Annotated in this window: 24 protein-coding genes, 2 tRNA genes, 1 pseudogene and 1 riboswitch; of the genes and pseudogenes, 16 read left to right on the top strand and 11 right to left on the bottom strand. The window is 65.6% G+C overall.

The window, feature by feature from the left end; translation table 11 throughout:
* The first annotated feature begins 34 nt into the window (after window positions 1–34).
* The 4 genes from QP045_RS15720 (at window position 35) to QP045_RS15705 (ending at window position 1,499) form a co-directional block, all read left to right on the top strand.
* Window positions 35–223 (top strand): hypothetical protein, encoded by a 189-nt coding sequence (locus tag QP045_RS15720; RefSeq protein ID WP_422515940.1) that lies wholly within the window; start codon window positions 35–37, stop codon window positions 221–223.
* Complete coding sequence (locus QP045_RS15715; protein ID WP_422515939.1) at window positions 223–561, top strand: cell division protein ZapA; 339 nt, start codon at window positions 223–225, stop codon at window positions 559–561. The genes QP045_RS15720 and QP045_RS15715 overlap by 1 nt, the downstream gene beginning before the upstream one ends.
* 180 nt (window positions 562–741) lie before the next feature.
* Window positions 742–1,293 carry a 5-formyltetrahydrofolate cyclo-ligase gene (locus tag QP045_RS15710; RefSeq protein WP_422515938.1) on the top strand — a complete coding sequence of 184 codons (552 nt, stop codon included), beginning with the start codon at window positions 742–744 and terminating at the stop codon, window positions 1,291–1,293.
* On the top strand, window positions 1,293–1,499 hold the full coding sequence (locus QP045_RS15705) for a DUF2842 domain-containing protein (RefSeq protein ID WP_422515937.1): 207 nt from the start codon (window positions 1,293–1,295) through the stop codon (window positions 1,497–1,499). Before QP045_RS15710 ends, QP045_RS15705 begins: the two co-directional genes overlap by 1 nt.
* Window positions 1,500–1,618: 119 nt before the next feature.
* Here the strand turns inward: QP045_RS15705 and QP045_RS15700 are convergent.
* The 5 genes from QP045_RS15700 to QP045_RS15680 all read right to left on the bottom strand — a co-directional run bounded on the left by QP045_RS15700 (window position 1,619) and on the right by QP045_RS15680 (window position 4,735).
* Window positions 1,619–1,695, bottom strand: a tRNA-Asp gene (locus QP045_RS15700).
* A gap of 212 nt (window positions 1,696–1,907) precedes the next feature.
* Window positions 1,908–1,984: transfer RNA gene (locus QP045_RS15695), tRNA-Asp, on the bottom strand.
* Window positions 1,985–2,005: 21 nt separating this feature from the next.
* Window positions 2,006–3,238, bottom strand: coding sequence for an AI-2E family transporter (locus tag QP045_RS15690; RefSeq protein ID WP_422515936.1), 1,233 nt, complete (start codon window positions 3,236–3,238; stop codon window positions 2,006–2,008).
* A gap of 448 nt (window positions 3,239–3,686) precedes the next feature.
* Window positions 3,687–4,229, bottom strand: a complete 543-nt coding sequence (locus tag QP045_RS15685; RefSeq protein WP_422515935.1) for a hypothetical protein — start codon at window positions 4,227–4,229, stop codon at window positions 3,687–3,689.
* Window positions 4,217–4,735, bottom strand: coding sequence for a hypothetical protein (locus QP045_RS15680; RefSeq protein WP_422515934.1), 519 nt, complete (start codon window positions 4,733–4,735; stop codon window positions 4,217–4,219). Before QP045_RS15680 ends, QP045_RS15685 begins: the two co-directional genes overlap by 13 nt.
* Window positions 4,736–4,873: 138 nt before the next feature.
* Between QP045_RS15680 and QP045_RS15675 the strand changes: the two genes are divergently transcribed.
* Window positions 4,874–5,569: an HAD family hydrolase gene (locus QP045_RS15675; protein WP_422515933.1), complete on the top strand. Its 696-nt coding sequence runs from the start codon at window positions 4,874–4,876 to the stop codon at window positions 5,567–5,569.
* A 111-nt stretch (window positions 5,570–5,680) separates the two neighbouring features.
* Complete coding sequence (locus tag QP045_RS15670) at window positions 5,681–6,328, top strand: DUF2490 domain-containing protein (protein ID WP_422515932.1); 648 nt, start codon at window positions 5,681–5,683, stop codon at window positions 6,326–6,328.
* Window positions 6,329–6,356: 28 nt separating this feature from the next.
* Here the strand turns inward: QP045_RS15670 and QP045_RS15665 are convergent, their stop codons facing one another.
* Both QP045_RS15665 and uvrB read right to left on the bottom strand, forming a co-directional pair.
* Window positions 6,357–6,992 carry a TetR/AcrR family transcriptional regulator gene (locus QP045_RS15665; RefSeq protein ID WP_422515931.1) on the bottom strand — a complete coding sequence of 212 codons (636 nt, stop codon included), beginning with the start codon at window positions 6,990–6,992 and terminating at the stop codon, window positions 6,357–6,359.
* 105 nt (window positions 6,993–7,097) lie between these two features.
* Window positions 7,098–9,290 (bottom strand): excinuclease ABC subunit UvrB, encoded by a 2,193-nt coding sequence (gene uvrB / locus QP045_RS15660; protein WP_422515930.1) that lies wholly within the window; start codon window positions 9,288–9,290, stop codon window positions 7,098–7,100.
* Window positions 9,291–9,448: 158 nt separating this feature from the next.
* On the opposite strand from uvrB, the gene QP045_RS15655 reads away from it, so the two are divergent.
* From QP045_RS15655 to QP045_RS15640, 4 genes are all read left to right on the top strand, one after another.
* Window positions 9,449–10,261 (top strand): ferredoxin--NADP reductase, encoded by an 813-nt coding sequence (locus QP045_RS15655; RefSeq protein ID WP_422515929.1) that lies wholly within the window; start codon window positions 9,449–9,451, stop codon window positions 10,259–10,261.
* Between the two features lie 93 nt (window positions 10,262–10,354).
* A riboswitch (SAM-I-IV-variant riboswitch) is annotated at window positions 10,355–10,463 on the top strand.
* A 42-nt stretch (window positions 10,464–10,505) separates the two neighbouring features.
* Window positions 10,506–11,570 (top strand): threonine aldolase family protein, encoded by a 1,065-nt coding sequence (locus QP045_RS15650; RefSeq protein WP_422515928.1) that lies wholly within the window; start codon window positions 10,506–10,508, stop codon window positions 11,568–11,570.
* A gap of 146 nt (window positions 11,571–11,716) precedes the next feature.
* Window positions 11,717–11,962 carry a helix-turn-helix transcriptional regulator gene (locus QP045_RS15645; protein ID WP_422515927.1) on the top strand — a complete coding sequence of 82 codons (246 nt, stop codon included), beginning with the start codon at window positions 11,717–11,719 and terminating at the stop codon, window positions 11,960–11,962.
* Window positions 11,962–12,471 carry a hypothetical protein gene (locus QP045_RS15640; RefSeq protein WP_422515926.1) on the top strand — a complete coding sequence of 170 codons (510 nt, stop codon included), beginning with the start codon at window positions 11,962–11,964 and terminating at the stop codon, window positions 12,469–12,471. The genes QP045_RS15645 and QP045_RS15640 overlap by 1 nt, the downstream gene beginning before the upstream one ends.
* A gap of 6 nt (window positions 12,472–12,477) precedes the next feature.
* On the opposite strand, the gene QP045_RS15635 is transcribed toward QP045_RS15640, so the two are convergent.
* Window positions 12,478–13,998 (bottom strand): fumarate hydratase, encoded by a 1,521-nt coding sequence (locus tag QP045_RS15635; RefSeq protein WP_422515925.1) that lies wholly within the window; start codon window positions 13,996–13,998, stop codon window positions 12,478–12,480.
* 122 nt (window positions 13,999–14,120) lie between these two features.
* Here QP045_RS15635 and ligA point away from each other — a divergent pair, with 122 nt between their 5' ends.
* From ligA to QP045_RS15615, 4 genes are all read left to right on the top strand, one after another.
* Entirely contained in the window at window positions 14,121–16,250 is a 2,130-nt protein-coding gene (ligA, locus tag QP045_RS15630) for an NAD-dependent DNA ligase LigA (RefSeq protein ID WP_422515924.1), read from the top strand.
* Between the two features lie 136 nt (window positions 16,251–16,386).
* Complete coding sequence (locus QP045_RS15625; protein WP_422515923.1) at window positions 16,387–18,915, top strand: TonB-dependent receptor; 2,529 nt, start codon at window positions 16,387–16,389, stop codon at window positions 18,913–18,915.
* Window positions 18,916–19,051: 136 nt separating this feature from the next.
* Window positions 19,052–20,158 (top strand): sensor histidine kinase, encoded by a 1,107-nt coding sequence (locus QP045_RS15620; RefSeq protein ID WP_422515922.1) that lies wholly within the window; start codon window positions 19,052–19,054, stop codon window positions 20,156–20,158.
* Window positions 20,155–20,961 (top strand): LytR/AlgR family response regulator transcription factor, encoded by an 807-nt coding sequence (locus QP045_RS15615; RefSeq protein ID WP_422515921.1) that lies wholly within the window; start codon window positions 20,155–20,157, stop codon window positions 20,959–20,961. Before QP045_RS15620 ends, QP045_RS15615 begins: the two co-directional genes overlap by 4 nt.
* A 60-nt stretch (window positions 20,962–21,021) precedes the next feature.
* Here QP045_RS15615 and QP045_RS15610 read toward each other — a convergent pair whose 3' ends face one another.
* From QP045_RS15610 to typA, 3 genes are all read right to left on the bottom strand, one after another.
* Entirely contained in the window at window positions 21,022–21,303 is a 282-nt protein-coding gene (locus QP045_RS15610) for a DUF3297 family protein (protein WP_422515920.1), read from the bottom strand.
* A gap of 92 nt (window positions 21,304–21,395) precedes the next feature.
* Complete coding sequence (locus QP045_RS15605; RefSeq protein WP_422515919.1) at window positions 21,396–21,803, bottom strand: hypothetical protein; 408 nt, start codon at window positions 21,801–21,803, stop codon at window positions 21,396–21,398.
* 195 nt (window positions 21,804–21,998) lie between these two features.
* Window positions 21,999–23,837, bottom strand: coding sequence for a translational GTPase TypA (gene typA / locus QP045_RS15600; RefSeq protein ID WP_422515918.1), 1,839 nt, complete (start codon window positions 23,835–23,837; stop codon window positions 21,999–22,001).
* 262 nt (window positions 23,838–24,099) lie between these two features.
* On the opposite strand from typA, the gene QP045_RS15595 reads away from it, so the two are divergent.
* Window positions 24,100–25,293, top strand: a complete 1,194-nt coding sequence (locus QP045_RS15595) for a toxic anion resistance protein (protein ID WP_422515917.1) — start codon at window positions 24,100–24,102, stop codon at window positions 25,291–25,293.
* A gap of 9 nt (window positions 25,294–25,302) precedes the next feature.
* Window positions 25,303–25,668: pseudogene (locus tag QP045_RS15590) on the top strand (hypothetical protein); the annotation flags it as partial.

Here is a 25,668-nt window from a genome sequence, read left to right as displayed (position 1 = left end):
TGCCGCGGCGGTCCGCCCTGCCTATCCGGGGGGCATGGACGAGGCCCGAGCGCACACCAGCATTGCCCGCATCGATGCCGCCCTTGCGCGGATCGAGGCTGCGGCACGCGCCCGCAGGGCAGAGGTCGATTCGCTCGGCCGCCGCCACGCCGCGCTGCGCCTGCGCATGGAAGAGGCGATCGCCGCCCTGGACGAAGTGATCGCTCGCGAGGACGAAGCCTGATGGCACAGGTCACCTTCACCCTCGCCAACAAGTCCCACACCGTCGCGACCCGCGACGGTGAGGAGCCGCAGCTGTTGGCCCTGGTCGAGCGGCTGCAGAAGCACGCCCCGGCGGCGATGCGGGCGTCGGCCGGCACGTCGAGCGAGCGCACGCTGCTGCTGATCGCACTGATGCTGGCGGACGAGCTGTCCGAGCGGGAGAAGCTGCCTGCCTCTCCATCGCAGCCGGAGCCCGAACCCGCCGTGGAATCCGGAATTCCCGTCGAATTGCTCGAAGAACTCGCCGAAAGGCTCGAAGCGGTCGCGGCAGCCCTTGAGGATGACGGCCACGTCGCCTAAGTTGGTCCACGGCGGGCACTGCCCGGTACGAGCCTTCATTATCCCTGAGGCTATTCATCATCCATGGGGGCTGTCCCTGCGCAGATCCTGGTCTGACGTACATGGTCCCCACCTGACGTACCGGGCGTCAGAGGATATTCCGGCCAACGGCCAGGGCGGTCCCGCCACCCGCTTTCCCGCATGACGGACAAAAAAGCCCTGCGCGCGCAGCTTCGCGCCGCCCGGGACGCATTCTTTCTCCAGAAGAAGCCGCAACTTCCGGTCCCCGACTTGCTGCGCGAGCGGCTTGGCCCCGGCATCGTGGTTGCGAGCTACCTCCCAATCGGAAGCGAGGCGGATCCCGCCCCGCTGGTCGCAGCCGCGCGCGACGCCGGCTGCGTGCTCGCGCTCGCCTGGGTCGCCGATCGCAGCACGCCGATGGCGTTCCTGCGCTGGGACCCGGACACCGCGATCGAGGCGGGTCCGATGGGCCTGCAACAGCCGCCACGCAGCGCACCCGAAGTCGTGCCCGACGTGATCCTGACGCCGCTGGTAGGCTTTGATGCCCGGCTCAACCGCCTTGGCCAGGGTGCAGGTTTCTATGACCGCGCGTTCGCCCGGCTTCCCCATGCGTGGCGGCTGGGCCTTGCCTGGTCGGCGCAGCAGGTGCCGGAACTCCCTGCCGATCCCTGGGACGTGCCGCTGCACGCCCTTCTTACAGAGCAGGCGCTGCACCTGCCGGAGCAACATTGATGGAACCCACCTGGCGCAAACCCGTGGGGATGCTCGGCATCCTCGTCTTCATCCTGGTGTGGCTGGTGGCAATCGCGAGCCTGTCGCGCTGGATCGGCGCCCTGCCCGCGATCGTGCAGCTGCTGATCTATGGAGTGGCTGGCGTGATGTGGATCGCGCCCCTGAAGCCGGCGCTGCGCTGGATGGAGACGGGCCGCTGGCGCTAAGGCGGCGGCGCCGGTTGCTCGCATGACAGACGCTCGCAGCAATGCGTAGCAAGTGTATGATTTAAGGAAGGTTCGCAAGCGGCGGGCCAGGCCATTGCCGGTTCCATGAACCGCGGCAATGGCGCGAGTGACGGGGCTCGAACCCGCGACCTCCGGCGTGACAGGCCGGCGCTCTAACCAACTGAGCTACACCCGCTTGCTTGCGAGGAGGCGGGCTCTAGGCGACGCATCCGGCGCTGTCAAAGGCCGATTTGGCCCTTTCGCCGCTTTTCGCAAAAAAGTTTCGAATGCGTATCAAAAAGCCCCGCAGCCCACGCGCAAGCAGTGTCGCGCGGTAAGTACATCGATGCTGGAGAGGATATCGCAAGCAGCGGGCCAAGCCATCGGCGGTTCTAAAAACCGCAGCAATGGCGCGAGTGACGGGGCTCGAACCCGCGACCTCCGGCGTGACAGGCCGGCGCTCTAACCAACTGAGCTACACCCGCTTGCTTGCGAGGAGGCGGCCTCTAAGCGAGGGGCCCGGACGTGTCAACCGGCTTCCCGTCGCCTTTGTCGCCGAGCGGCGAATTAGGCGGTTGAACCGGGGTGCCCGGCGGGACGAGGTCCTTCACCAGCGTGCCGTGTTCGAACAGGAAGCCTGCGATATCCGGCTTGCCGGCCGCGCGCACGACCGTCTGGATGATGATGAGCAGCGGCACCGCCAACAGCGCGCCCGGCGTGCCCCAGACCCACCCCCAGAAGCTGAGGGTGACCAGGATCATCAATGGGCTGATGGTCAGGCGGTGGCCGACGATCAGCGGGGTCACGACATTGGCCTCGACCAGGTGCGCGCCGACCATGATCGCAGCCGGCAGCAGCGCCCACCAGACGTCGGTAAAGGTCATCAGCCCGCCCAGCGCCAGCAGCGCGGCCGAGAGGATCGGCCCGAAATAGGGGATGTAGTTCAGCACCGCGACGATCCCGCCCCACATCAGCGGAGTCGGCATGCCGACGAACCACAGGGCAGCAGCCACCAGCGCGCCGAGCGTCAGGTTGATGAACGAGATCGTGCCGAGATAGGCCGAGGTGAAATCGACCACGTCCTGGATCACGCGCGCGGTCGCCATCGCGCCGCCGAAGCTGTTGCGGCTGGTGATCGCGGAACGCCGCAGTCGGGTCCAGCCCGCCAGGAAGAAGTAGATCACCAGGATCGCGAAAAACATCTCGATCAGGGCCGAGGGGGCCGTGCTGGCGGTGAAGTCGAGCAGGGACGCGGGCCGTTCGGCGGGCGCGCTCCCCGCCGTCCGCACGGGCGTATTGGCGACGTTGGCGAGCAGTTCGTTCACGAACCGCTCCAGGTTGGAATAGAAATCGATCAGCGGCGCGATGTTCTCCTGCACGCGCTGGATGCGCTCCGGCAGGATCTCCGCCCAGCCCCAGGCCGGAAGGACGATCGACGCAATGGCGCCATTCGCCACGACTAGAAACAGGAGCACGCACACAAAGGCCGCAAGCGCGGCAGGCAGCCCCCGACGCTCCAGCCATTCCAGCAGCGGAACCAGCGCAATCGCGATCACGATCGCCGCAGTGAGGGGCAGGAAGAACTGCGACCCGGCCTTGAGCGCGAATGGCAGCGCGAGGACGAACCCCGCCCCTGCAATCAGCGTCAGCGCCGCGAGCAGGCGATCGCGGCGAAGCTCATCCTTGGGCGGGCTGTCGAGGGCATCGGACTGCGGTTCCTCGGCCGTGCCCGGGGGCACAGGGGAACGGTCTTGAAGTGGCTCGGCAAGTCCGGTGTGTACCAAGAGCGCAGGTCCTTTCGCCCGCACCCTAGCGGCTTTGCGGGTCGGTGTAAGCCCGCCCTGCGCGCGCCGTATGGCGCAGATATGAAAGAGGTCGCCGAGCCCCGCGAAAGAGCCCGACGACCTCAAGCATGGTCAGCGGCCGGAAGCTCCAGCCCGGGAGACCATGCGAGCCGCATCAGGAAGCCCGATCATGCGACCGGGCAGCCGATCAGCGGCGCGTCTCCCGAACGAACTGAACCGACCCCATTGCTGAACCATGAGACATCGGATCACCTCCTTTCGCTAGTTGAGCTAGAGCGTGACCACTGCTGCGATCACGAGAGGAAGTGTGTGACACCACGCGTGTGCAAACAAGTCTTGTAATGCAGTGCGGAATTTAGGAGCCTCTTTGGCCGGATCGAGATCAGCGGCCGTCACAGCCGCGGATTACGCGGGCGATGGCAGGATCGGGAGCCAACATCAGCACCGGCCCCTCTCCCACCGAAATGCCGACTGGCCCCTTTGCCTTCGCCAGTGCGGCAACGAATCGGTCGTCGATGCTCACCCGCGCCTCGACCCGGCGGCCGACCGGCGTCGTCGGGTAAGAAGCCGCTGCCATGCCGGTCACGATCCGCAGCATCTCCCCCGCGTCCGCCGCCCCGCTTCGGGCAAGGATCAGTTGCCGCTTTTCTGAGTCGCAGCGGATCGCGAAGGCCGCAGTGCCGTCGCTGGTCAGGAAGCGCGCGAAGCCGGGGCTCGTGGACCAGCCGCCGACAGCCGCCTGAACGCCCGCCAGTTCGGGCGCCGGCAGTTCCCCCGGGGCGAGCGAGGCGGGATCGATCGGCGCTGGCGCTGGACGCTGAGTCGGCTGTGGCGTCGGGCTTGGCGCCGGCGCCGGCTGCTCATCCGAACAGCCGGCCAGCGCCAGTGCCAGCAACCCCGCACGCCAGCGGATCACCCGCGACAATCTTCCGTCAGGCGCAAGACTTCGGCCCAGGCAGGCACCACCAGCGCGGGCTGGCCGGGCAGCTCGACGATGAAACGCCCACGGCTGAAGCCCATCGCGTCGAGCAGCGGGTCCTTTGCGGGAAGCGCTACCGCAGCGGTGCCGGCACCCGCGACCGCAGGCAGGCTGCGCGACGTGCTGGAAGTCCGGATCGTGATCGCGCCACCGGGTGCAACCGTTCCGGTGCGGGTCAACAGGACCTGCCCGCGTGCGCGATCGCAGCGCAGCGTGAGGAGCGGCGCTGCGCCCGGCCGACCGAACGCGGCGGACGAGCCCTCCCCGTCCTGCTGATAGCGCCAGGTACCCGGGGTGATCGGCCAATCGCGCCAATCGCCGACCGGGGCCGGCGCGGCGGGAGCCGGGGGCGGCGCGACGGGCGCGGGCGGTGGCGGCGCCGGCGGCGGCTCGGATGGGCGGACGCACTGGGTCAGGACCAGCAGCGGCAGGATTAGGACGATGCGACGCATCGGCGGCTTATGGGCGAAGCCGGCGACCGGCTCAACCACCTGTCCCGTGTGCAACGCGGCCAGCGGTTCGCCGCAACAACGGCCGCAAGCTGGCGGGTTCGCTGGCGGTCGTCCTGCGACATGCGCTATTTCGGCGCAATGACGATCAAGCTCATCTGCGTCGATGCGGACGACACGCTGTGGCACAACATGCGCCACTTCCACGCGACGGAGGAGGCGCTGCTCGCGCTCATCGAACCGTTCGCAGCACGCGACATCGCCCGGGAACGGCTGAATGCCTGCGAGATCCGCAACCTCAAGCTCTATGGCTATGGGGCCAAGGGCTTTACCCTGTCGATGATCGAAACGGCGATCGAGCTTGCCGACGATCCGCTGCCAAAGGCTGTAATTGCCGACATCCTGGCGGCGGGGCGCGCGCTGCTGTCCCACCCGGTCGAGCTGTTCGAGGGGATCGACAACACGCTGGAGGAGCTTGCCCAGCGGGGCCGGCTGGTGCTGGTGACCAAGGGTGACCTTCTCCACCAGGAAGCAAAGCTCGCCGCATCCGGCCTGGGCGATTGGTTCAGCGGGATCGAGATCGTTAGCGAAAAGACGGCCGACACGTTTCGCCGGCTGTTCGCGAAGGAGGGCGTCGCCCCGGAGGAAGCAGTGATGGCGGGCGATTCGCTACGGTCCGACATCCACCCAGCGCTAAATGCTGGGGCCTGGGCGGCATTCATCCCGCAGGACGGCGCCTGGTCCCACGAGACGGCGCAGCTCCCGGCCGGCCACCCCCGCTTCTGCCAGTTGGAGGGACTGGCTGAGCTGCCCGGATGGATCGACACGATCGTCTAAGGGGCGACAACACCGGCGCACGCAAAAGCGCCGTTGTCCGCGATGCATTTTCGAGGCAGAGGGAGGCCGCCGAGAGCGGCAGGAGTCCCCGGGTTGCGTTTGTCTGTTCTCTTGGCGACTGGATTCGCCTTCATTGCCACGCCAGCCTTTGCGCAGGAGCATGACGCGCAGCTGTGGCTGACCGCCAACGCCTCGACGGAGCTCGCGGACGGCGTGAAGCTGGAGCTCGAAACCAACCAGCGGATCAGCAACAACAATGGCGAGCTGTACGAAAGCCAGTATCTCGCCGCGCTCGCTGTCCGGCTTGCCAAGGGCGTCACGCTGACGGGCGGGGTCAACCGGGTCGTCCGGCCCCGCGATGGGCGGGTACAGAGCACCGAATGGCGACCGCGCCAGCAGATCGGATTTCCGATCGCCAAGCTGGGGCCGGGGCAACTCGCGGGCCGGCTGCGCCTGGAACAGCGATTCCGGAGCGATGACAGCCACACCGGTCATCGGCTTCGGCCTGAAATCACCTACACAGTGCCAATCCATGGCGACGTGAGGCTACGGATTGCCCACGAAAGTTACCAGAACCTCAACACCACGGGCTTCCAGGAGCGTGGGCATGAGCGGATGCGCAACTGGGCGGTCGTGATATTCCCAGTCGCAGAGGGCCTGAACGCGCAGCTCGGCTACATGAACCAGTACCGGTTCAACGACGACGATCCCGATGTGATGGAGCACGGGTTGATGACGGGGATTTTCGCTACCTTCTAACCGACGCTCTTGCCTCGCCGCGCTTCCGTCAGCCTGCCGGCCGGAACAGCCCCATGATCGTGCTCACGAACCGCTCCCGGCCCGCATCGGTGTCGATGTCCGGAAGCGCGATCGAGCGGGTGAGCAACGGCATAGCCACCGCGCCGACGAGGACCGCATGGAAGGTCTCGGGATCGGATCCCGGGGGCAGCAGCCCTTCCTCCGCCGCGCGCTGGAGCAGCGGCATGACATGGGCGCGATGCACAGACCAGATCTGCTCGATGACATAGGTCCGGCGCTCCCCGGGCTCGGCAATCTGGTCGATGAAGAAGCGGCCGAGATCGGGCTGTTCCAGGCTCAGCAGCACGAACCGTTCGATCACGACGCGGAGCTGATCGGCGAGCGGCAGCCCTTCGAGATCGTCGAGCGCCTGCCACCGTTTAAGAGTCGTCGAGACATGGTCGACGATCGCCCGCCACAGCCCGACCTTGCCATCATAGCGGCGGGCGATCAGCGCGGAGTCGACGCCGGCGACCTTCGCGATCTTGCGCAGGTCGGCGCCGGCCCAGCCGTATTTCGCAAAGGCGGACAGCGCCGCGCTGAGGATTTCCTCGGGATCGGGCCCCTGATCCTGGCGGGGGCGCCCCCGGCTGCGCTTGAACGGAACGGCTGTTTCGACGGTCATCCAGTGGTCCAACGGTAAATCATCCCTCGATGATTTAGTCGCTGGTTACTGCGTGAGGCAAGCCTCGGATGCGCAGGTGCACCCCGAGCTTCCCCACCGCCCATGCTACGCGCGCCGGTGGCTCATGCGTGTCTTCTGCTGCTTGCCGAATCGGGTCTTGCGGGTGCCGGGCTTACCTTCGTTGGACCGGCCCATGAGAGGCGCCTTGTGCTCCGCGACCGGCAGGCCGAGTTCCTCGCTTTCCAGAGCGCGGATCTCGTCACGCAGGCGACCGGCCTCCTCGAACTCGAGGTTGGATGCGGCTTCCCGCATCTTCTTTTCCAGGCTCTCGATGTACGAGCGCAGGTTATGGCCGACCATGTGCGGCCGTTCCTCGTCGATCTCGACCGTGACCTGATCCTTCGACGCGACATGGGCGATGATGTCGCCGATGTTGCGCTTGATCGTGGTCGGCGTGATGCCGTGCTCGAGGTTGTACGCCTTCTGCTTCTCACGGCGGCGGTCGGTCTCGGCGATCGCGCGCTCCATGCTGCCGGTCATCCGATCGGCATAGAGGATCACGCGGCCGTCGACGTTGCGGGCGGCGCGGCCGATCGTCTGGATGAGCGATGTCTCCGATCGCAGGAAGCCTTCCTTGTCGGCATCCAGGATCGCGACCAGGCCGCACTCCGGGATGTCGAGGCCCTCGCGCAGCAGGTTGATGCCGACCAGCACGTCATAGACGCCCAGCCGCAGGTCACGGATCAGCTCGATACGCTCCAGCGTCTCGACGTCGGAGTGCATGTAGCGGACCTTAAGCCCCGCCTCGTGCATGAACTCGGTGAGATCCTCTGCCATGCGCTTGGTGAGGGTCGTCACCAGCGTACGATAGCCGGCCTCTGCGGTCTTCTTCGCCTCATGGATGAGGTCGTCGACCTGATCCTCGACCGGCTTGATCTCGATCGGCGGGTCGATGAGGCCGGTGGGGCGGATCACCTGTTCGGAGAAGACACCGCCGGTCTGTTCCAGCTCCCAACCGCCCGGCGTCGCAGAGACGCAGACGGTCTGCGGGCGCATCGCGTCCCATTCGTTGAAGCGCAGCGGACGGTTGTCGATGCACGATGGCAGGCGGAAGCCATATTCGGCCAGCGTGATCTTCCGACGGTGGTCGCCGCGGGCCATGCCGTTGACCTGGCCGATCGTCTGGTGACTCTCGTCCACGAACAGCAGCGCGTTTTCTGGGAGATACTCGAACAGCGTGGGCGGCGGCTCACCGGGCAGGCGGCCCGTCAGGAAGCGCGAATAATTCTCGATGCCGGCGCAACTGCCGGTGGCGGCGATCATCTCCAGGTCGAAGTTCGTGCGCTGCTCCAGCCGCTGGGCCTCCAGCAGCTTGCCCTCGGCATGAAGTTCCTTGAGGCGCTCCGAAAGCTCGTGCTTGATCGCCTCGCTCGCCTGCTTGAGCGTCGGGCCGGGCGTCACATAGTGCGAGTTCGCATAGACGCGCACCGAGTTCAGCTCGGCCACCTTCTTGCCGGTCAGCGGATCGAACTCCGTGATCGCTTCGATCTCGTCGCCGAAGAAGGTGATGCGCCAGGCGCTGTCCTCATAGTGCGACGGGAAGAGTTCGAGGCTGTCGCCGCGGACGCGGAAAGCGCCGCGCTGGAAGGCGGCATCGTTGCGCTTGTACTGGAGTGCGACGAGCTTGCGCACGATCTCGCGCTGGTCGACGACCTGGCCCTTCTTGAGGTCGAACACCATCGCGGAATAGGTCTCGACCGAGCCGATGCCGTACAGGCACGACACCGACGCCACGATGATGACGTCGTCGCGTTCGAGCAGCGACCGCGTCGCCGAGTGGCGCATGCGGTCAATCGCCTCGTTCACCGAGCTTTCCTTCTCGATGTAGGTGTCCGACCGCGGCACATAGGCCTCGGGCTGGTAATAGTCGTAGTAGCTGACGAAATACTCGACCGCGTTCTCCGGAAAGAAGCTCTTGAACTCGCCATAGAGCTGGGCCGCGAGGATCTTGTTCGGGGCCAGGATCAACGCCGGACGCTGCAGCGCCTCGATCGTCTTGGCCATGGTGAACGTCTTGCCCGAACCCGTGACGCCGAGCAGCACCTGGTCGCGCTCGCCCGCTTGTGCCGCGGCGACAAGCTCGGCGATGGCCGTCGGCTGGTCCCCCGAAGGTTCGTACTCGGACACGAGCTTGAAGGGTTTGCCCCCTTCCACCTTGGGTGGACGCGCGGGGCGGTGCGGCACAAAGGCGGGCCCGGTCTCGGGTTCGGCAAGGTTGGTGCGGATCTGGATCGCCATAGGGAAGCAATATGGGGATGCGGCCAAGCAGCGGCAACGCGCACCCCAAGCTTTGCTTTGGTTGACCCATCGCCGCGCAGCCCATAGTGCGATGCCCTCGCAACTAGCCCAGGCAAGACGCACCGCGCCTGTTCCGGCGCGGCTGAAGGAAGAAGTGCATGACTGACGTCCGCGAACCCGCGCTCATCCCCGAGACGAAGGCGTTCCTCAACGCCAAGGTGCTGTGGGTCCGCCACTGGAACGACCGGCTGTTCTCGTTCGCGGTCGAGCGGCCGTCGAGCTTCCGCTTCCGGTCGGGCGAATTCGTGATGATCGGGCTTCCGGGCGATCCCAAGCCGATCATGCGCGCCTATTCGATCGCCAGCCCGCATTATGCCGAGGAGCTGGAATTCCTGTCGATCAAGGTCGAGGACGGCCCCCTCACCTCCAAGCTGCAGCTGATCCAGCCGGGCGACGAAGTGTACCTGGGCAAGAAGCCCACCGGCACCCTCGTCACCGACGCGCTGACCCCGGGCAAGCGCCTGTTCTTCTTTTCGACCGGCACCGGCCTGGCGCCGTTCCTGAGCCTGGCGCGCGACCCGGACGTATACTCCATGTTCGAGCAGGTGATCCTGGTGCATTCGGTGCGCAAGGTGAGCGACCTTGCCTATCACGACGAGCTCGCCGCGCGCCTGGCCGACGACCCGCTCGTGTCAGATGAGGCACAGGCCCAGTTCCACTATGTGCCGACTGTGACGCGTGAGCCGTTCCGCAACACCGGCCGCATCAACGACCTGATCGAGAGCGCAGCGCTGTTCGGCGACCCGGTGCAGGGTCCCAAGAAGCTCGATCCTGAGACGGACCGCATCATGCTGTGCGGCAGCATGGCGATGATCCGCGACTTTGCTGCCATGCTCGAGGGTATGGGCTTTGTCGAAGGCTCCAACGCCACTCCCGGCCAGTTCGTGATCGAACGCGCCTTCGTCGACTGACACTGTCCGCGACCGGCGCCAGCACGCCGGTCGCATATAGGTAGAACCAATCTAGCCCTGCCTTGCCGCGCCGCAGCGAGCTTGCTACAGGCGCGCCAGCATCGAGAGTCGGGGCGACCCCGACACCAACCTGCTCCCGAGCAAGGTGGTGCCTTGCGCTTTGCGTAAGGGATGTGGCCGGTCGGCAAACCACGGGACCCAAGCCACGCGTCGCGCCGACTCTCCAAGGAGGTACGACGAAGGCATGACCCAAGAACCCCAGCAGTTCGCCAGCGACAACTACGCCGGCATTTGTCCCGCAGCATGGGCGGCGATGGCCGAAGCCAACCACGGCTATGTCCCCGCTTATGGCGAGGACCCGTGGACGCAGCGTGCCTCCGACTCGTTCCGCGCGCTGTTCGAAACCGACTGCGAGGTGTTCTTCGCGTTCAACGGCACCGCCGCCAACTCGCTCGCGCTTGCCGCGCTGTGCCAGTCCTACCACAGCGTGATCTGCTCCTCCTCCGCCCATGTCGAAACCGACGAATGCGGAGCGCCGGAGTTCTTTTCCAACGGGTCCAAGCTGCTGGTCGCGCAGACCGACGACGGCAAGCTGACGCCGGCCGCTGTGCGCGCGCTGGCGACCGGGCGTTCCGACATCCACTTTCCCAAGCCGCGCGCGGTGACGATCACCCAGCCGACCGAGACGGGCCAGGTCTATACGCTGGACGAGATCCGCGCCCTTTCCGCCACCTGCCGTGAACTGGGCCTGCGCCTGCACATGGACGGCGCGCGCTTTGCCAATGCATGTGCCGCGCTCGGCTGCTCCCCGGCCGAGATGACCTGGCGCTCCGGCGTCGACGTGCTGTGCTTCGGCGGGACCAAGAACGGCATGGCTGCGGGCGAAGCGATCCTGTTCTTCGACCACGCCCTTGCCGAGGACTTCGACTATCGCTGCAAGCAGGCGGGGCAGCTTGCATCGAAAATGCGCTTCCTCGCGGCCCCCTGGGTCGGGATGCTGGAAAGCGGCGTGTGGCTGAGCAACGCAGCGCACGGCAATGAGTGCGCGCGCCGGCTGGCCGCCGCCATCGCCGACCTGCCCGATGTCGAGCCGATGTTCCCGGTGGAGGCGAACGCCGTGTTCCTGCGCGCGCCGGAAGCGGTGCTGGCAGGCCTGCGCGCCCGCGGCTGGCGCTTCTACACCTTCATCGGCGGCGGAGCGCGGTTCATGTTCGCTTGGGACGCGGACCTTACCCGCGTGGATGCGCTTGCTCAGGACCTGCGCGCGGCGGTGAACGAAGCGCAGGCGAGCACAACGCTGGCTGCCTGAACGCCTGCCCCGCTGCGGCCGCGCGGCTTGCGGCGGGGCGCCTCCACATCGACTGATCTTCCCGTCGCGCGTCCCGCGGCGGTTTTCGTCGTGCAGGTTCGATACAGGATTGTTGTGTATTCACAACGGATGTACCTATTCCCGGTATGCCAAGTCTCTACAACAGGATCGCGCTTTTCCGAACCGAACGGGGTCTGAGCCGGCGCGCACTCGCCGAGGCAGTCGACGTGAACCCGCAGACCATAGGCTATCTTGAGCGCGGCGATTACAAACCGAGCCTGGAACTGGCGATGAAGATCGCCGCCGTTTTCGAGGTACCGATAGAGTTGCTGTTTTCGTTTTCGCCCTTTCCCCCGGTGGCGGACGCGCTGCGTCGCGCAGGAGAGCAATGATGGTTCGAAAGACCCTGGCCGAGCGACTGGACGACAGCGTTCGATGGACCGGCATCCCCGACCTGGCGAAGAGCCCGCCGCATCGGCGCCCGCGGCGGTGGGCGCCGCTGTTGGCCCTGACCCTCGCGACGGGCGGCCTCCTCTATGCCATTGCAGACGACACGGGGCTATTCTTCGGCAATGTGCTCGTGGCCGTGGGCTGGGCGGTGGCAGTGTTCATGCCGCTGTCCGGCCCGGTCAAGAACTGGACGGCGTCCGAAGCGGCCGACGAGCGGGAACGCGAGCTTCGCAGGACAGCGTATCTGGTGGCGCTCACCGCGGTCGCGGCCACGGCCTTTGCCGGCATCCTGCTGCTTGCAGGATTGTCGCTGGCGCTGGGCTGGTCGACCTACCAGCTCTGCTTCCGGCTGATGGTGCTCGCCTACTACCTCGCCACCTTATATTCCGCAGTGCCCACGCTCTATGCGAGCTGGGCACTGCGGCCGGAACCGGAGGACGAGGACGCCTGACCGAAGTCAGGCGTTTTCGAGCAGGCGTTCGCGGGCGATCTTTTCGCGCCAGACGAGCGGCGCGAGCGTGTGGACGTTCTGCCCCTCTGCATCGACCGCGACGGTGACGGGGAAGTCCTGCACCTCGAACTCGTAGATGGCTTCCATGCCGAGGTCCTCGAAGCCGACGACCTTGGAACCCTTGATCGCGCGGGCGACGAGGTACGCAGCACCGCCGACCGCCATCAGATAGGCGCTCTTGTTCTCGCGAATGGCGTCGGTCGCGGCCGGACCGCGCTCCGCCTTGCCCACCATCGCGAGCAGGCCCTGGTCGAGCATCATGCGCGTGAACTTGTCCATGCGGGTGGCGGTGGTGGGGCCGGCGGGGCCGACCACTTCCTCACCCACCGGATCGACCGGCCCGACATAGTAGATCACCCGACCCTTGAACTCGACCGGCAGCGATTCGCCACGAGCGAGCATGTCGGCGATCCGCTTGTGGGCGGCGTCACGGCCGGTCAGCATCTTACCGTTGAGGAGCAGGCGGTCGCCGTGCTTCCACGACTGCACCACTTCGGGGGTGAGCGTGTCGAGGTCCACGCGCTTTGCCTCGGCCGAGGGCTTCCACTCTACCTTGGGCCATTCGTCGAGCTTGGGCGCTTCCAGATAGACCGGCCCCGAACCGTCGAGCGTGAAGTGCGCGTGGCGCGTGGCGGCGCAGTTGGGGATCATCGCCACCGGCTTGGACGCGGCATGGGTCGGCCAGTCGAGGATCTTGATGTCGAGGATGGTGGAAAGGCCACCCAGCCCCTGCGCGCCGATGCCGAGTGCGTTGACCTTGTCGAACAGTTCGATGCGCAACGCCTCGATATCGTTCTGGGGGCCGCGCTGCTTCAGGTGCGCCATGTCGATCGCGCCCATCAGCGATTCCTTGGCGAGCAGCATCGCCTTTTCCGCGGTGCCGCCGATGCCGATGCCGAGCATGCCGGGCGGGCACCAGCCGGCACCCATCTGGGGGACCATCTCCAGCACCCAGTCGACGATCGAGTCGCTGGGGTTCATCATCTTGAACTTGGTCTTGTTCTCCGACCCGCCGCCCTTGGCCGCGACATCGATCGAGACGGTGCTGCCCGGCACCATTTCCACGTGCATGACGCTGGGCGTGTTGTCGCGGGTGTTGCGGCGGGTGAAGGCCGGATCGGCGAGGATCGAGGCGCGCAGCTTGTTCTCCGGGTGGAGATAGGCGCGGCGGACGCCCTCATCGATCACTTCCTGCAGCGATCGGTTCGACTGGAGGCGGCAATCCTGGCCCCATTTCACGAACACGGTGACGATGCCGGTGTCCTGGCAGATCGGCCGATGCCCTTCCGCGCACATGCGGCTGTTGGTCAGGATCTGGGCGATTGCGTCCTTGGCTGCCGGGCTCTGCTCCGCCTCATAGGCTTGGCCCAGCGCGCGGATGTAATCCATCGGGTGGTAGTAGCTGATGAACTGGAGGGCGTCGGCGACGCTTTCGATCAGGTCTGCTTCGGTGATGATGGTGGTCATTGCGGGTCCATGTTCGGTTTGGGCCCCTATGCAACATGGCGGCGCTCACGAAAACCGCTGTCCGCGCCGTGGCGGCCGCGCGCCTTCTTGATCGCGGCTGCAGCCGTGCGTACCGACCCGACATGGACCCGCTGCCCCAGACCGATCAGGACGCCGCCCAGGAGCTCGCCGCACTCTCTGCCGAGATTGCGCGCCACAACCAGCTCTATCACGACGCCGATGCACCGGAGATCAGCGATGCCGACTATGACGCGCTGGTCCGCAGGAACGCTGCGATCGAAGCCGCCTTCCCGCACCTGGTGCTGAGCGACTCGGCTGCACGGCAGGTCGGCGCGACGCCGACCGGGCATTTGGCGAAGGTCGCGCATGCGCGGCCGATGCTGAGCCTCGACAATGCGTTCACCGACGAAGAAGTCGCGGACTTCGTGGGCCGCGTGCGGCGGTTCCTGGCAGTGTCGGCCGACACGCCCGTGGTGCTCACGGCCGAGCCCAAGATCGACGGGCTTTCCTGCTCGCTACGGTATGAAAACCGTCGATTGGTACGGGCGCTGACTCGCGGCGACGGCGCCGTGGGTGAGGACGTGACCGCGAACGTCCGCACCATTGCTGACATCCCCGAGACCCTCCCCGACGACGCGCCCGAGCTCTTCGAGGTCCGGGGTGAGGTGTACATGGAGAAGGCGGCGTTCGCGGCGCTGAACGCGCGGCTGCTCGCCGAAGCCGTCGATCCGGCGAAGGCGCGGCAGTTCGCGAACCCGCGCAACGCCGCCGCCGGATCGCTGCGCCAAAAGGACGCGGGGGTGACCGCCACCCGCCCGCTGCGATTCCTGATGCACGGCTGGGGCGAAACCAGCAGCTTGCCGGGCGACACCCAGGCCGAGGTGGTGACGGCGATTCGCGGCTGGGGCTTCCCGGTTGCCGACAGCTTCGCGCTCACCCCCACGCTGGAGGACGCACTCGGCATCTATCGTGCGATCGAGGCACAGCGCGCGGACCTGCCGTTCGACATCGACGGCGTCGTCTACAAGGTCGACCGCCTCGACTGGCAGGCGCGACTCGGCCAGATCGGCCGCGCGCCGCGCTGGGCACTGGCGCACAAATTCCCGGCTGAACGCGCGCAGACCACGCTGGAGCGGATCGACATACAGGTCGGGCGCACCGGCAAGCTGACGCCGGTGGCGCGCCTGGAGGCAGTGACCGTCGGCGGCGTCGTCGTCACCAACGCGACGCTGCACAATGCCGACGAGATCGCGCGGCTTGGGGTTCGCCCCGGCGATCGTGTCGTGCTGCAACGCGCGGGCGACGTGATCCCGCAGATTGTCGACAATCTGACGCGCGAGGTAGCGCGGGAGCCCTGGCACTTCCCTACCCACTGCCCGGAATGTGGATCCGACGCGGTCGCCGAAGAGGGTGAAGTCGATATCCGCTGCACCGGCGGCCTGATCTGCCCCGCGCAACGGGTGGAGCGCTTCAAGCATCTCGCGAGTCGCGGTGCGCTCGACATCGAGGGGCTGGGCGCGACCACGATCGAGGCCTTCGTGCGGGACGGGCTGCTACACTCCCCGGCCGACATCTTTCGCCTGAAGAACCGCCGTGCCGACATCCTGGCGCGGGAGCGTTGGGCGGAGATCTCGGTCGACAACCTCCTTGCCGCCATTGAAGCGAAGCGCGAGCCGGACCCCGTGCGGCTGTTGTTCGGCCTGGGCATTCGCCACATCGGCATCGTTACCGCGCGCGACCTGCTGAAGCGCTACACCACCCTCCCCGCGATCCGGGCGCTGGCAGAAGAGCTTATCGCACTGCGGAAAAACACGCCCCCTGCGGTCGGCGAAACCGAGCAGAAGCACCAGGTCCGGCTGGACAAGGCGATCGCCGAGCACATCGGCGTCGAAAACGTAGGAGCTGCCGTAGGCCACGCGTTGGCCGACTTCTTTGCTGAACCGCACAACCAGGCGCTTTGGGACGATCTTCTTGGGGAGGTTTCGCCGCCGCCGTTCGTTCCGGAAGTACGCGAATCAGAGGTAACCGGGCTAACCGTGGTGTTCACCGGCACGCTGGAGACTATGTCGCGCGACGAGGCCAAGGCGCAGGCCGAGGCCCTCGGCGCCCGAGTCGCGGGCTCGGTCTCTGCGAAGACGGGTCTCGTCGTGGCTGGCGCCAGCGCGGGTTCCAAGCTGAAGAAGGCCGCGGATTTGGGGGTCCGCGTGGTCAACGAGGCGCAGTGGGCGGAGATTGTTGCGGCTGCGGTGTGATTTTATTGCAACGCACAAAAAACGTTTGTTACGCATCTCCCCTGATTGTCACAAAGTCGACATAAGCCCGGCGCAGGGGGCGGCCAGACGGTGAACGGGCACCGCGTCTGAGCATCCGCTCACGATAGGGGAATACATGCGTACGAAGCTTTTTGCAGGCGTGGCGGTTGCTGCGCTGGTGATTCCGGCTGCCGCCTTTGCGCAGTCGACTGCCTCGCAGGAGTTCAACGAGGGTAGCGAAGTCATCGTAACCGGTCGCGCCGACCGGTCTGTCGGCGGTGTCGACCTTCCGAACACGCCCAAGGCTCAGGTGGTTCTCGACAGCGAGATCATCCAGCGCCAGCGTCCCGGCCAGACGATCAACGACGTGATCAACCTGGTTCCGGGTGTCAGCTTCCAGAACAACGACCCCTATGGTTCGTCGGGCGGCGGCTTCCGCATCCGCGGCTTCGATTCCTCGCGCATCTCGCAGACGCTGGACGGCATTCCGCTGAACGACAGCGGCAGCTACGCCATCTACACCAACCAGCAGGTCGACAGCGAGATCATCGACAACGTCAACGTCAACCTTGGCGCGACCGACGTCGACAGCCCGACCGCATCGGCAGTCGGCGGCACCGTGAACCTGCGCACGCGCGTTCCGGGCGACGATCTGGGCGCGATGGCCACCGCTTCCTACGGTGAGTACGGCTATCATCGCGTGTTCGGTATGATCGACACCGGCGACATCACCGGCATGGGCACCAAGGCGTTCGGGTCGGCCTCTTGGGTCTCGTACGACAACCCGTTCAACAACTATGGCCGCATCCGCAAGCAGCAGTACAACGCCCGCATCCATCAGGACCTGGGCGGCAACGGCGACTTCATCTCGGTCGCCGGCCACTATAATCAGGCGCGCAACAACTTCTTCGGCTCCGGCCCGCTGCGCGGCGATCCCGGCCGTGAAACTGGCACCGGCAGCGGCAACCGCTTCCCCACCAGCTTCAGCGAAGCCAAGTATGACGTGCCGGTCTGCAGCACGACGACGCCGGTCTTTGGCGTGGTCGACGCAGCGAACACCTGCGGCACTCAGTATGACCGCCGCTACAACCCGTCGAACACGGGCAACATCCGCGGTACGTCGCGCTTCACGCTGGGCAATGGCCTGACCCTGACGGTCGACCCGAGCTACCAGTACACCAAGGCGAACGGCGGCGGCACGGTGACCGGCCGCGAGGGCGTGCGCACCATCGGCGGCGTCGACTACACCGGCTTCATCGGCGGCCAGTATTACTTCGGCCGCGACCTGAACGGTGACGGCGACACGCTGGACACCTGCAGCCCGACCGGCGCCGCATGCTCCAGCAGCAACTTCAACGGCGTCACCCTGCTTGCGCCGAGCCAGACCGTGACCAACCGGTACATGGTCATCTCCAACCTGGTGTATCAGATCAACGACGCGCACCGCGTCCGCCTGTCCTACACCTGGGACCGCGCCCGTCACCGCCAGACCGGCGAAACCGGCCTGCTCTTCAGCAATGGTGAGCCGGTCGACGTTTTCCCGATCAACGACCCGTTGACGGACGTGAACGGCAACGTCGTTCAGAAGCGTGACCGCAAGTCCTTCGCCATCCTGAACCAGGTTTCCGGTCAGTATCGCGGCGAGTTCCTCGAGAACAACCTGGTCGTCGACCTGGGCCTGCGCGTTCCGTTCTTCAAGCGCGACCTGAACCAATATTGCTTCACCACGGCGGCCAACGGCAACGTCGACTGCCTGGCTTCGGGCAATGCGGGAACGTACGCCACGCCGAGCAATCGCTTTGCGGTACCGCGCTCGCGCACCTACAAGTATGACCGCGCGCTTCCGAACGTCGGCCTGACCTATAACTTCACGCCGCGCGCGAGCATCTTCGCAAGCTATGCGAAGGGCCTTTCGGTTCCGGGTACGGACACGCTCTACGGTGCGGTCTATTTCCCGGATGGCGTGGAAGGTGCGAACCCCGCTCCGGAAACCACCGACAGCTTCGACCTGGGCCTGCGGTATCGCTCCGGCATCGTGACCGCCCAGGTCGGCGGTTACTACATCAAGTTCAACAACCGCATCGCCACCGCGTTTGATGCCGAACTGGGCGAGAGCATCTCGCGCAACATCGGCAAGGTGGACCGTTATGGCTTCGACGGCAGCATCTCGGTGCAGCCGATCCGTGAGATCACGGCCTACCTCTTCGGTTCGTACCTGAACTCCGAGATCAAGGACGACATCCAGACGGGCACGAACACCTTCCTGCCGACTGCCGGCAAGCAGGAGTCCGGCATGTCGAAGTGGAGCTTTGGTGGCCGCTTGCAGGGCACCCTGGGCCCGATCGAGCTGGGCGCGCAGGTGAAGTACACCGGCCCGCGCTACATCAACGACCTGAACCTGCCGCTGGTGCAGACCATCAACAACGTTCCGAACACCGAGGTCTTCCCGGCCAAGGTGGACGGGTACACGCTGGTCGACCTCGACGCGCGCGTGTCGCTGGAGCAGTTCGGCCTTCGCCAGACCTATTTCCAGCTCAACGCGTCGAACCTCTTCAACAAGTTCTACGTCGGCTACGTCAGCGGCAGCTCGAACAACACGACGATCCCGTTCGTGCAGTTCGGCGCACCCCGCGCCGTCAGCGGATCGCTGGTGTTCAACTTCTAAGCCTTCGTCCGATCGATCGATCGCACGTGTGAACCGCCGCTCCCCAGCCGGGGAGCGGCGGTTTCGCTTTTTGGGAAGCTGTGTGGCCGTCGCGCCTCTTCCGCGCGGAGGGGAGCCGCAGTAAGGCGGCGACACGATGTCTGCCATCTCATCCCTGTTTTCGCGCCCGTTCTTTGAAGAGAAGAGCCGCGCCTTTTGGATCCTCCAGGCTGCGGGATGGAGCGGCTACCTGTTGCTGCGCACCGTCTCGACCGTGTTCAACGCGCCGACGGTCAAGGTGGTGCTGGGCGTCATCGTGGAGTCGATCGTCGGCTATTGCCTGACGCTGCTGATGTCGGTGCTGTACGGCAGCTACCGCCGGCTGCCGCGATTGTGGGCGGTAATCGCCACCCTGGTGACGCTGCTGGTCGCGACCGCGCTCTATGCGATCATCGAGGCCTATACCTTCTCGCTGTTCCGCACGAACGCCCCGGCCGCGACGCTGGACCTGTCGCTGCTGCCGGCGCTGCTGTTCCTGACGTTCACCGTGCTCGCGGGCTGGTCCGCCCTCTATTTCGGCATCAACTTCTACCTGATCGTCGAGCAGCAGACGGGCGCGATGCAGGCGCTGGAGAACCAGGCGTCTTCCGCGCAATTGGCGATGCTGCGGTATCAGCTGAACCCGCACTTCCTGTTCAACACGCTCAACTCGATCTCGACCCTGGTACTGCTCAAGCACACCGAGCGTGCCAACATCATGCTGTCGCGGCTTGCGTCGTTCCTGCGCTACACGTTGGCCAACGAACCCACCGCGCATGTGACGCTCGCGCAGGAGGTGGAGACGTTGAAGCTCTACCTCGACATCGAGAAAATGCGTTTCGAGGAGCGGCTGCAGACCCGCTTCGACATCGACCCGCGCGTGGCGCAGGCTCGGCTTCCGTCGCTCCTGCTGCAGCCGCTGGTCGAAAATGCCATCAAATATGCCGTCACCCCGAAGGAGGAGGGTGCGGAAATCGCGGTCACGGCTCGGCTCGCCGGGGATCGGGTGCAGATTAGCGTTTCCGACACGGGTCCGGGGTTGAACGAGGCGTCGCGGAGGCCGACCTTATCGACCGGCGTGGGACTGGCGAACATCCGGGAGCGATTGGCGCAGGCATATGGTGAAGACCATCGGCTAGATACGCGTTCGATCCCTGGCAGCGGTTTCAGCGTCGAGATCGAAATTCCGTTCCAGGTCGAGGAACGCACGCGAGAGGCTGCATGACCATCCGTACCATCCTAGTCGACGACGAGCCGCTGGCTATCCAGGGGCTGGAACTGCGCCTTCAGGCGCATGAAGACGTCGAGATCGTCGACAAGTGCGTCAACGGCCGCGAGGCCATCCGGTCCATCAAGACGCACAAGCCCGACCTCGTGTTCCTGGATATCCAGATGCCGGGCTTCGACGGCTTCTCGGTCGTCCAGGGCCTCATGGAGGTCGAACCACCGCTGGTGGTGTTCGTGACCGCTTATTCGGACCACGCACTGCGCGCGTTCGAAGCGCAGGCGGTCGATTATCTCATGAAGCCCGTTGACGATGCGCGGCTGGCGGACACGCTTGATCGTGTGCGGCAGCGGCTGAACGAGAAGCGCGGCCAGGCCGAGGTCGACCGGCTGAAGGAAGTGCTGGCGGAAGTCGCCCCCGAGGCCGCGGAAACCCTGTCGGACAGCGGCGATGGCGGCGCCCACAATGCGAACCGGTTCGAAAAGCTCATCAACATCAAGGATCGCGGGCAGATCTTCCGCGTCGACGTCGACACGATCGAGCGCATCGACGCCGCCGGCGACTATATGTGCATCTACACCGGCGACAACACGCTGATCCTGCGTGAGACGATGAAGGACCTGGAGAAGCGGCTCGATCCCAGGCGGTTCCAGCGGGTGCACCGCTCGACGATCGTCAACCTGGACCTGGTCAAGCAGGTGAAACCGCACACCAACGGCGAGTGCTTCCTGGTGCTCGACTCCGGCGCACAGGTAAAGGTCAGCCGCAGCTATCGCGACGTGGTGGCACGCTTCGTCCACTGAGGCGGCGCGCGACCCCTGCCGATGTAAGAAGGGCCACCCTGCGGGGTGGCCCTTGTTCGTTCAGCCCTGCGACTCTTCGGAAGCTTCGGCGGCGGCGTCTTCGGTGCCGGTCTGGAACCATGCCTCGACCGGGCCGATCAGCTTGATGGTCAGCGGCTGGCCGTGACGATCGACCTTCTTGCCGAGACCGACTCGGATCCAGCCCTCGGAAATCGAATATTCCTCGACGTCGCGGCGCTCGACGCCCTTGAAGCGGATGCCGACGCCGCGTTCCAGTGCCTCACGGTCGAAGTACGGGCTGCGCGGGTTGATCGAAAGATGGTCCGGGGGTGTATCGCTCATGCGCGGCCGCATGGCCCAAAAGCGCGCCCGCGCCAACAAAAAAAGGCGGCGCGTGGCCCCTGCCCGCGCCGCCTTCCCCGATGGTGGCAGCGTCAGTTGCAGACGCGCACGCGCACCGGATAGCCATAATACGGATCAAAGCGCTGCTCGTTCCAACACTGGCGATAGTTGCGGTAACGGTGGGCGTAGTAGCCGTCGGCCGGATAATAGCCCCGGTCGCGATAGTAGCGATCGTCGTAATCATAGTCGTAGCCGCGGTCGCGATAGTAGCTTTCGCGGTAGCGCCGATCGTTCGCGCTGGATGCGAGAGCCGCGCCGAGCACGACGCCGACGACACCTGCGGCGATCGCGGGGCCGGCCGAGCTGCGGCCGTGGTAATGGTGGTGGTAGCGCGGATAATAGCCGCCGCGGTAGCGCTGCGCCTCCGCCGGGGCCGCCGCCGTCAGCGCGGTCGCCGCAAGCGCCACGCCCAGGCCAGCCTTCTTCAGCAACGTCTTCATTCCCAACTCCTCTCTTGGCGCCCGGGGCTTGAGCGGCAAACGCAGGACGGACGCCGAAGCTAAGACCGTATCGTGGCAGCGCTGAACCGACCGGAAACCGACTGTTCAGCCGCCGTTTATCGACGAAAAAGGCGCCGGATGCTGGTGCATCCGACGCCCATTCGTTGGTTCGCAGATCGCGACGGTCAGGCCGGATCAGGCAGCCTTTGCACGCGACATGCGCTTGCGCACGTTCGGGTCCAGGTAGCGCTTGCGCAGGCGGATGTTCTTCGGCGTGACTTCCACCATCTCATCGTCGTCGATGTAGGCGATGGCCTGCTCCAGGGTCATCTTCTTCGGCGGGGTCAGGCGGATGGCATCATCCTTGCCGCCCGATGCGCGGAAGTTGGTCAGCTGCTTCGCCTTCATCGGGTTGACCTCAAGGTCATCCGTCTTGGCGTTCTCGCCGATGATCATGCCCTCGTAGAGCGTCTCGCCATGACCGACGAACAGGACGCCGCGGTCCTCGAGCGGGCCGAGCGCATAGCCCTGGGCTTCGCCGGCACCGTTCGAGATCAGCACGCCGTTCTTGCGACCCTCGATGGTGCCCTTGAAGGGACCGTAGCGCTCGAACAGGCGGTTCATGATGCCGGTACCGCGCGTGTCCGACAGGAACTCGCCATGGTAGCCGATGAGGCCACGCGACGGTGCCGAGAAGGTGATGCGGGTCTTGCCGCCACCGGACGGACGCATGTCCGTCATCTCGGCCTTGCGCTGGTTCATCTTGTCGACGACCGTGCCCGAGAATTCGTCGTCCACGTCGATGACGACCGTCTCGTACGGCTCGGTCTTCTTGCCTTCCTCGTCGGTGCCGAACAGCACGCGCGGACGGCTGATGCCGAGCTCGAAGCCCTCGCGGCGCATCGTCTCGATAAGAACGCCCAGCTGAAGCTCGCCGCGACCGGCGACTTCGAAGCTGTCCTTGTCCTCGCTCTCGGTAACCTTGATCGCGACGTTGGACTCGGCTTCGCGCTCCAGACGGTCGCGGATCATGCGGCTCGTGACCTTGCTGCCCTCACGGCCCGCCAGCGGCGAGTCGTTGACGGCGAAGCGCATCGAAAGCGTCGGCGGATCGATCGGCTGCGCCTGGATCGCCTCGGTGACCGAGGGATCGCAGATGGTGTTCGACACGGTCGCGACCGCCAGACCGGCGAGCGAGATGATGTCGCCGGCACGGGCTTCGTCGGTCGGAACGCGCTCAAGACCCTGGAAGGTCATGATCTTGGAGGCGCGACCGGTCTCGATCACGTTGCCCGCCATGTCGAGCGCGTGGATCGGCTGGTTAAGCTTCACCGTGCCCGACTGGACGCGGCCGGTCAGGATGCGGCCGAGGAAGTTGTCGCGGTCGAGCAGCGTCACCAGGAAGCTGAACGGTGCCTCCTCGTCGAGGTTCGGCGCCGGAACATGCTCTACGATCTTCTCGAACAGCGGGATCAGCGTGCCTTCGCGCGCATCCTGGTCGGTCGAGGCATAGCCGTTGCGACCCGAAGCGTAGAGCACCGGGAAGTCGAGCTGCTCGTCGGTAGCGTCGAGCGACACGAACAGGTCGAACACCTCGTCCAGGACTTCCTGAACGCGGCTGTCCGAACGATCGATCTTGTTGACGACCACGATCGGCTTCAGGCCGAGCTTCAGCGCCTTGCCGGTCACGAACTTCGTCTGCGGCATTGCGCCTTCCGACGAGTCGACCAGCAGGATCACGCCGTCGACCATCGAGAGGATGCGCTCCACCTCGCCGCCGAAGTCGGCGTGGCCAGGGGTATCGACGATGTTGATGCGGACCGGCTCGCCACCACCCGGAGGTGCCCACTCGACCGAGGTCGGCTTGGCGAGAATGGTGATCCCGCGCTCCTTCTCGAGGTCGTTGGAGTCCATTGCGCGCTCTTCCACGCGCTGATTGTCTCGAAAGGTACCCGACTGGCGGAACAGCTGGTCGACAAGGGTGGTTTTGCCATGATCGACGTGCGCGATGATGGCGATGTTGCGCAGGCTCATTCAATTTCCCGGAAGTGGCCTACGCAAGGCGCAGGCGGTTTCGGCGCGGCCCTTAGCTTATTTTGGCTCTCGCGGAAAGGTCATTCGAAAAAGCGTGTCCCATTCTGCACCGCCAGCCTGGTCGACATGGGCGTTAGTTCATGGCTTCGGCGCCGCATCGGCGGCCCATCTTGGCGGGACAGCATAGCGTGTTATTTGACTGATACACTTGCGCGGCCGCGGCAAGCAACTATCCTCAGGGACCACAAGGACAGGAGACGGTATGGCGACGGAGTTGGCGGAACAGGAGCTGAAGCTCGAAGCACCGGATCCCGTGCCCGCCGTCGTGCCTGCCAAGGCCGCCGGGCTCGTGCCGGTCGACGACACCAAGAAGTCCGAGCTGGAGTCCCGTGTCGACAGCTTCATCGATGACCTGATCGCGCAGGACGTCAACAGCCCCGAGTTCGGCAAGCGCGTGGACGCGATCACCAACATGGGCGCGCGGGAAATCCGCGAGGCGGCCGGCCAGTCCAACCGCTTCCTGGATCGTCCGGTCAAGGCGATGGACCGCGAGAACGGCGTCGGCGCCGACCTGGCGCAGCTGCGCCGGACCATCGAGGACCTCGATCCCGGCAAGCAGGGCAACCTGCTGGCGCCCAAGAAGCTGTTCGGCATCGTCCCGTTCGGCAACAAGATGCGGGATTATTTCGACAGCTACAAAAGCTCGCAGACTCACATCGCGCAGATCCTGAAGAGCCTGCAGTCCGGCAAGGACGAGCTGCTGATGGACAATGCCGCGATCGACGTGGAACGGCAGAACCTGTGGGCGGCGATGGGCCGGCTGGAGCAGATGATCTATCTGTCCAAGGAGATGGATCGCAAGCTTGAGGACCGGGCCAACGAACTCGACCATACCGACCCGGCCAAGGCAAAGGCCGTGCGCGAGACGGCCCTGTTCTACGTCCGCCAGCGTACGCAGGACCTGCTGACGCAGATGGCGGTGACGGTGCAAGGGTATCTGGCGCTCGATCTGGTCAAGAAGAACAATGTCGAGTTGGTGAAGGGCGTCGATCGCGCCTCCACCACCACGGTCGGTGCGCTGCGCACGGCGGTGACGGTCGCGCAGGCGCTCACCAACCAGAAGCTGGTGCTCGAACAGATCACCGCGCTCAACACCACAACCGCGAACATCATCGACTCGACCGGCAAGCTACTGAAGTCGCAGACCGCGCAGATCCACGAGCAGGCGGCAGCCTCCACCATCCCGGTCGAGACGCTGCAGCGCGCGTTCCAGAACATCTATGACACCATGGATGCGATCGATGCGTTCAAGCTCAAGTCGCTCGACAGCATGAAGGCCACGGTCAACACGCTGTCGAACGAGGTCGAGCGTTCGAAGGGCTATATCGCCAGGGCCGAAGGCGCCGCGCAGAACGCCGGTGGCGGCGGCGAGACCTTCAAGCTCGAGGCGCTGTAAGGAACCGCCATGCAGAGCGAAGTCGACCACCAGATCGCCCGATCGACAGAAGTGCTGGAGCGCGCCCGCGACCGCTATCGCGGCGGTTCGCAACGTGTGAAGCGCCGGCGCGAGGCCGAGGTGCTGCGCCGCGTCGGCCGCATCGCGGCGGCGGACCTTGCGATCGTGATCGGGGCAATGGTGGTCGGCTGGTTCGTGCCGCTGGGCATCGGCGGCGCCATGCTGGTGATGGCCCTGCTGATCGCAGCCACCGCCCTGTTCGCGATCTTCCCCGTGGTAAAGGCGGCGACGCCCGAAACCTTCGCGACCGCTCCACTCAAGGCGCTACCGCAGCAGACTGAACGATGGCTGGAGACTCAGCGCCCCGCCCTGCCC

Origin of the sequence: Sphingomonas sp. 3-13AW (assembly GCF_049311085.1) — a bacterium.
GTDB lineage: Bacteria > Pseudomonadota > Alphaproteobacteria > Sphingomonadales > Sphingomonadaceae > Sphingomonas.
The sequence above is the reverse complement of the archived record's forward strand: the minus strand, read 5'-3'. Positions and strand labels throughout refer to the sequence as shown.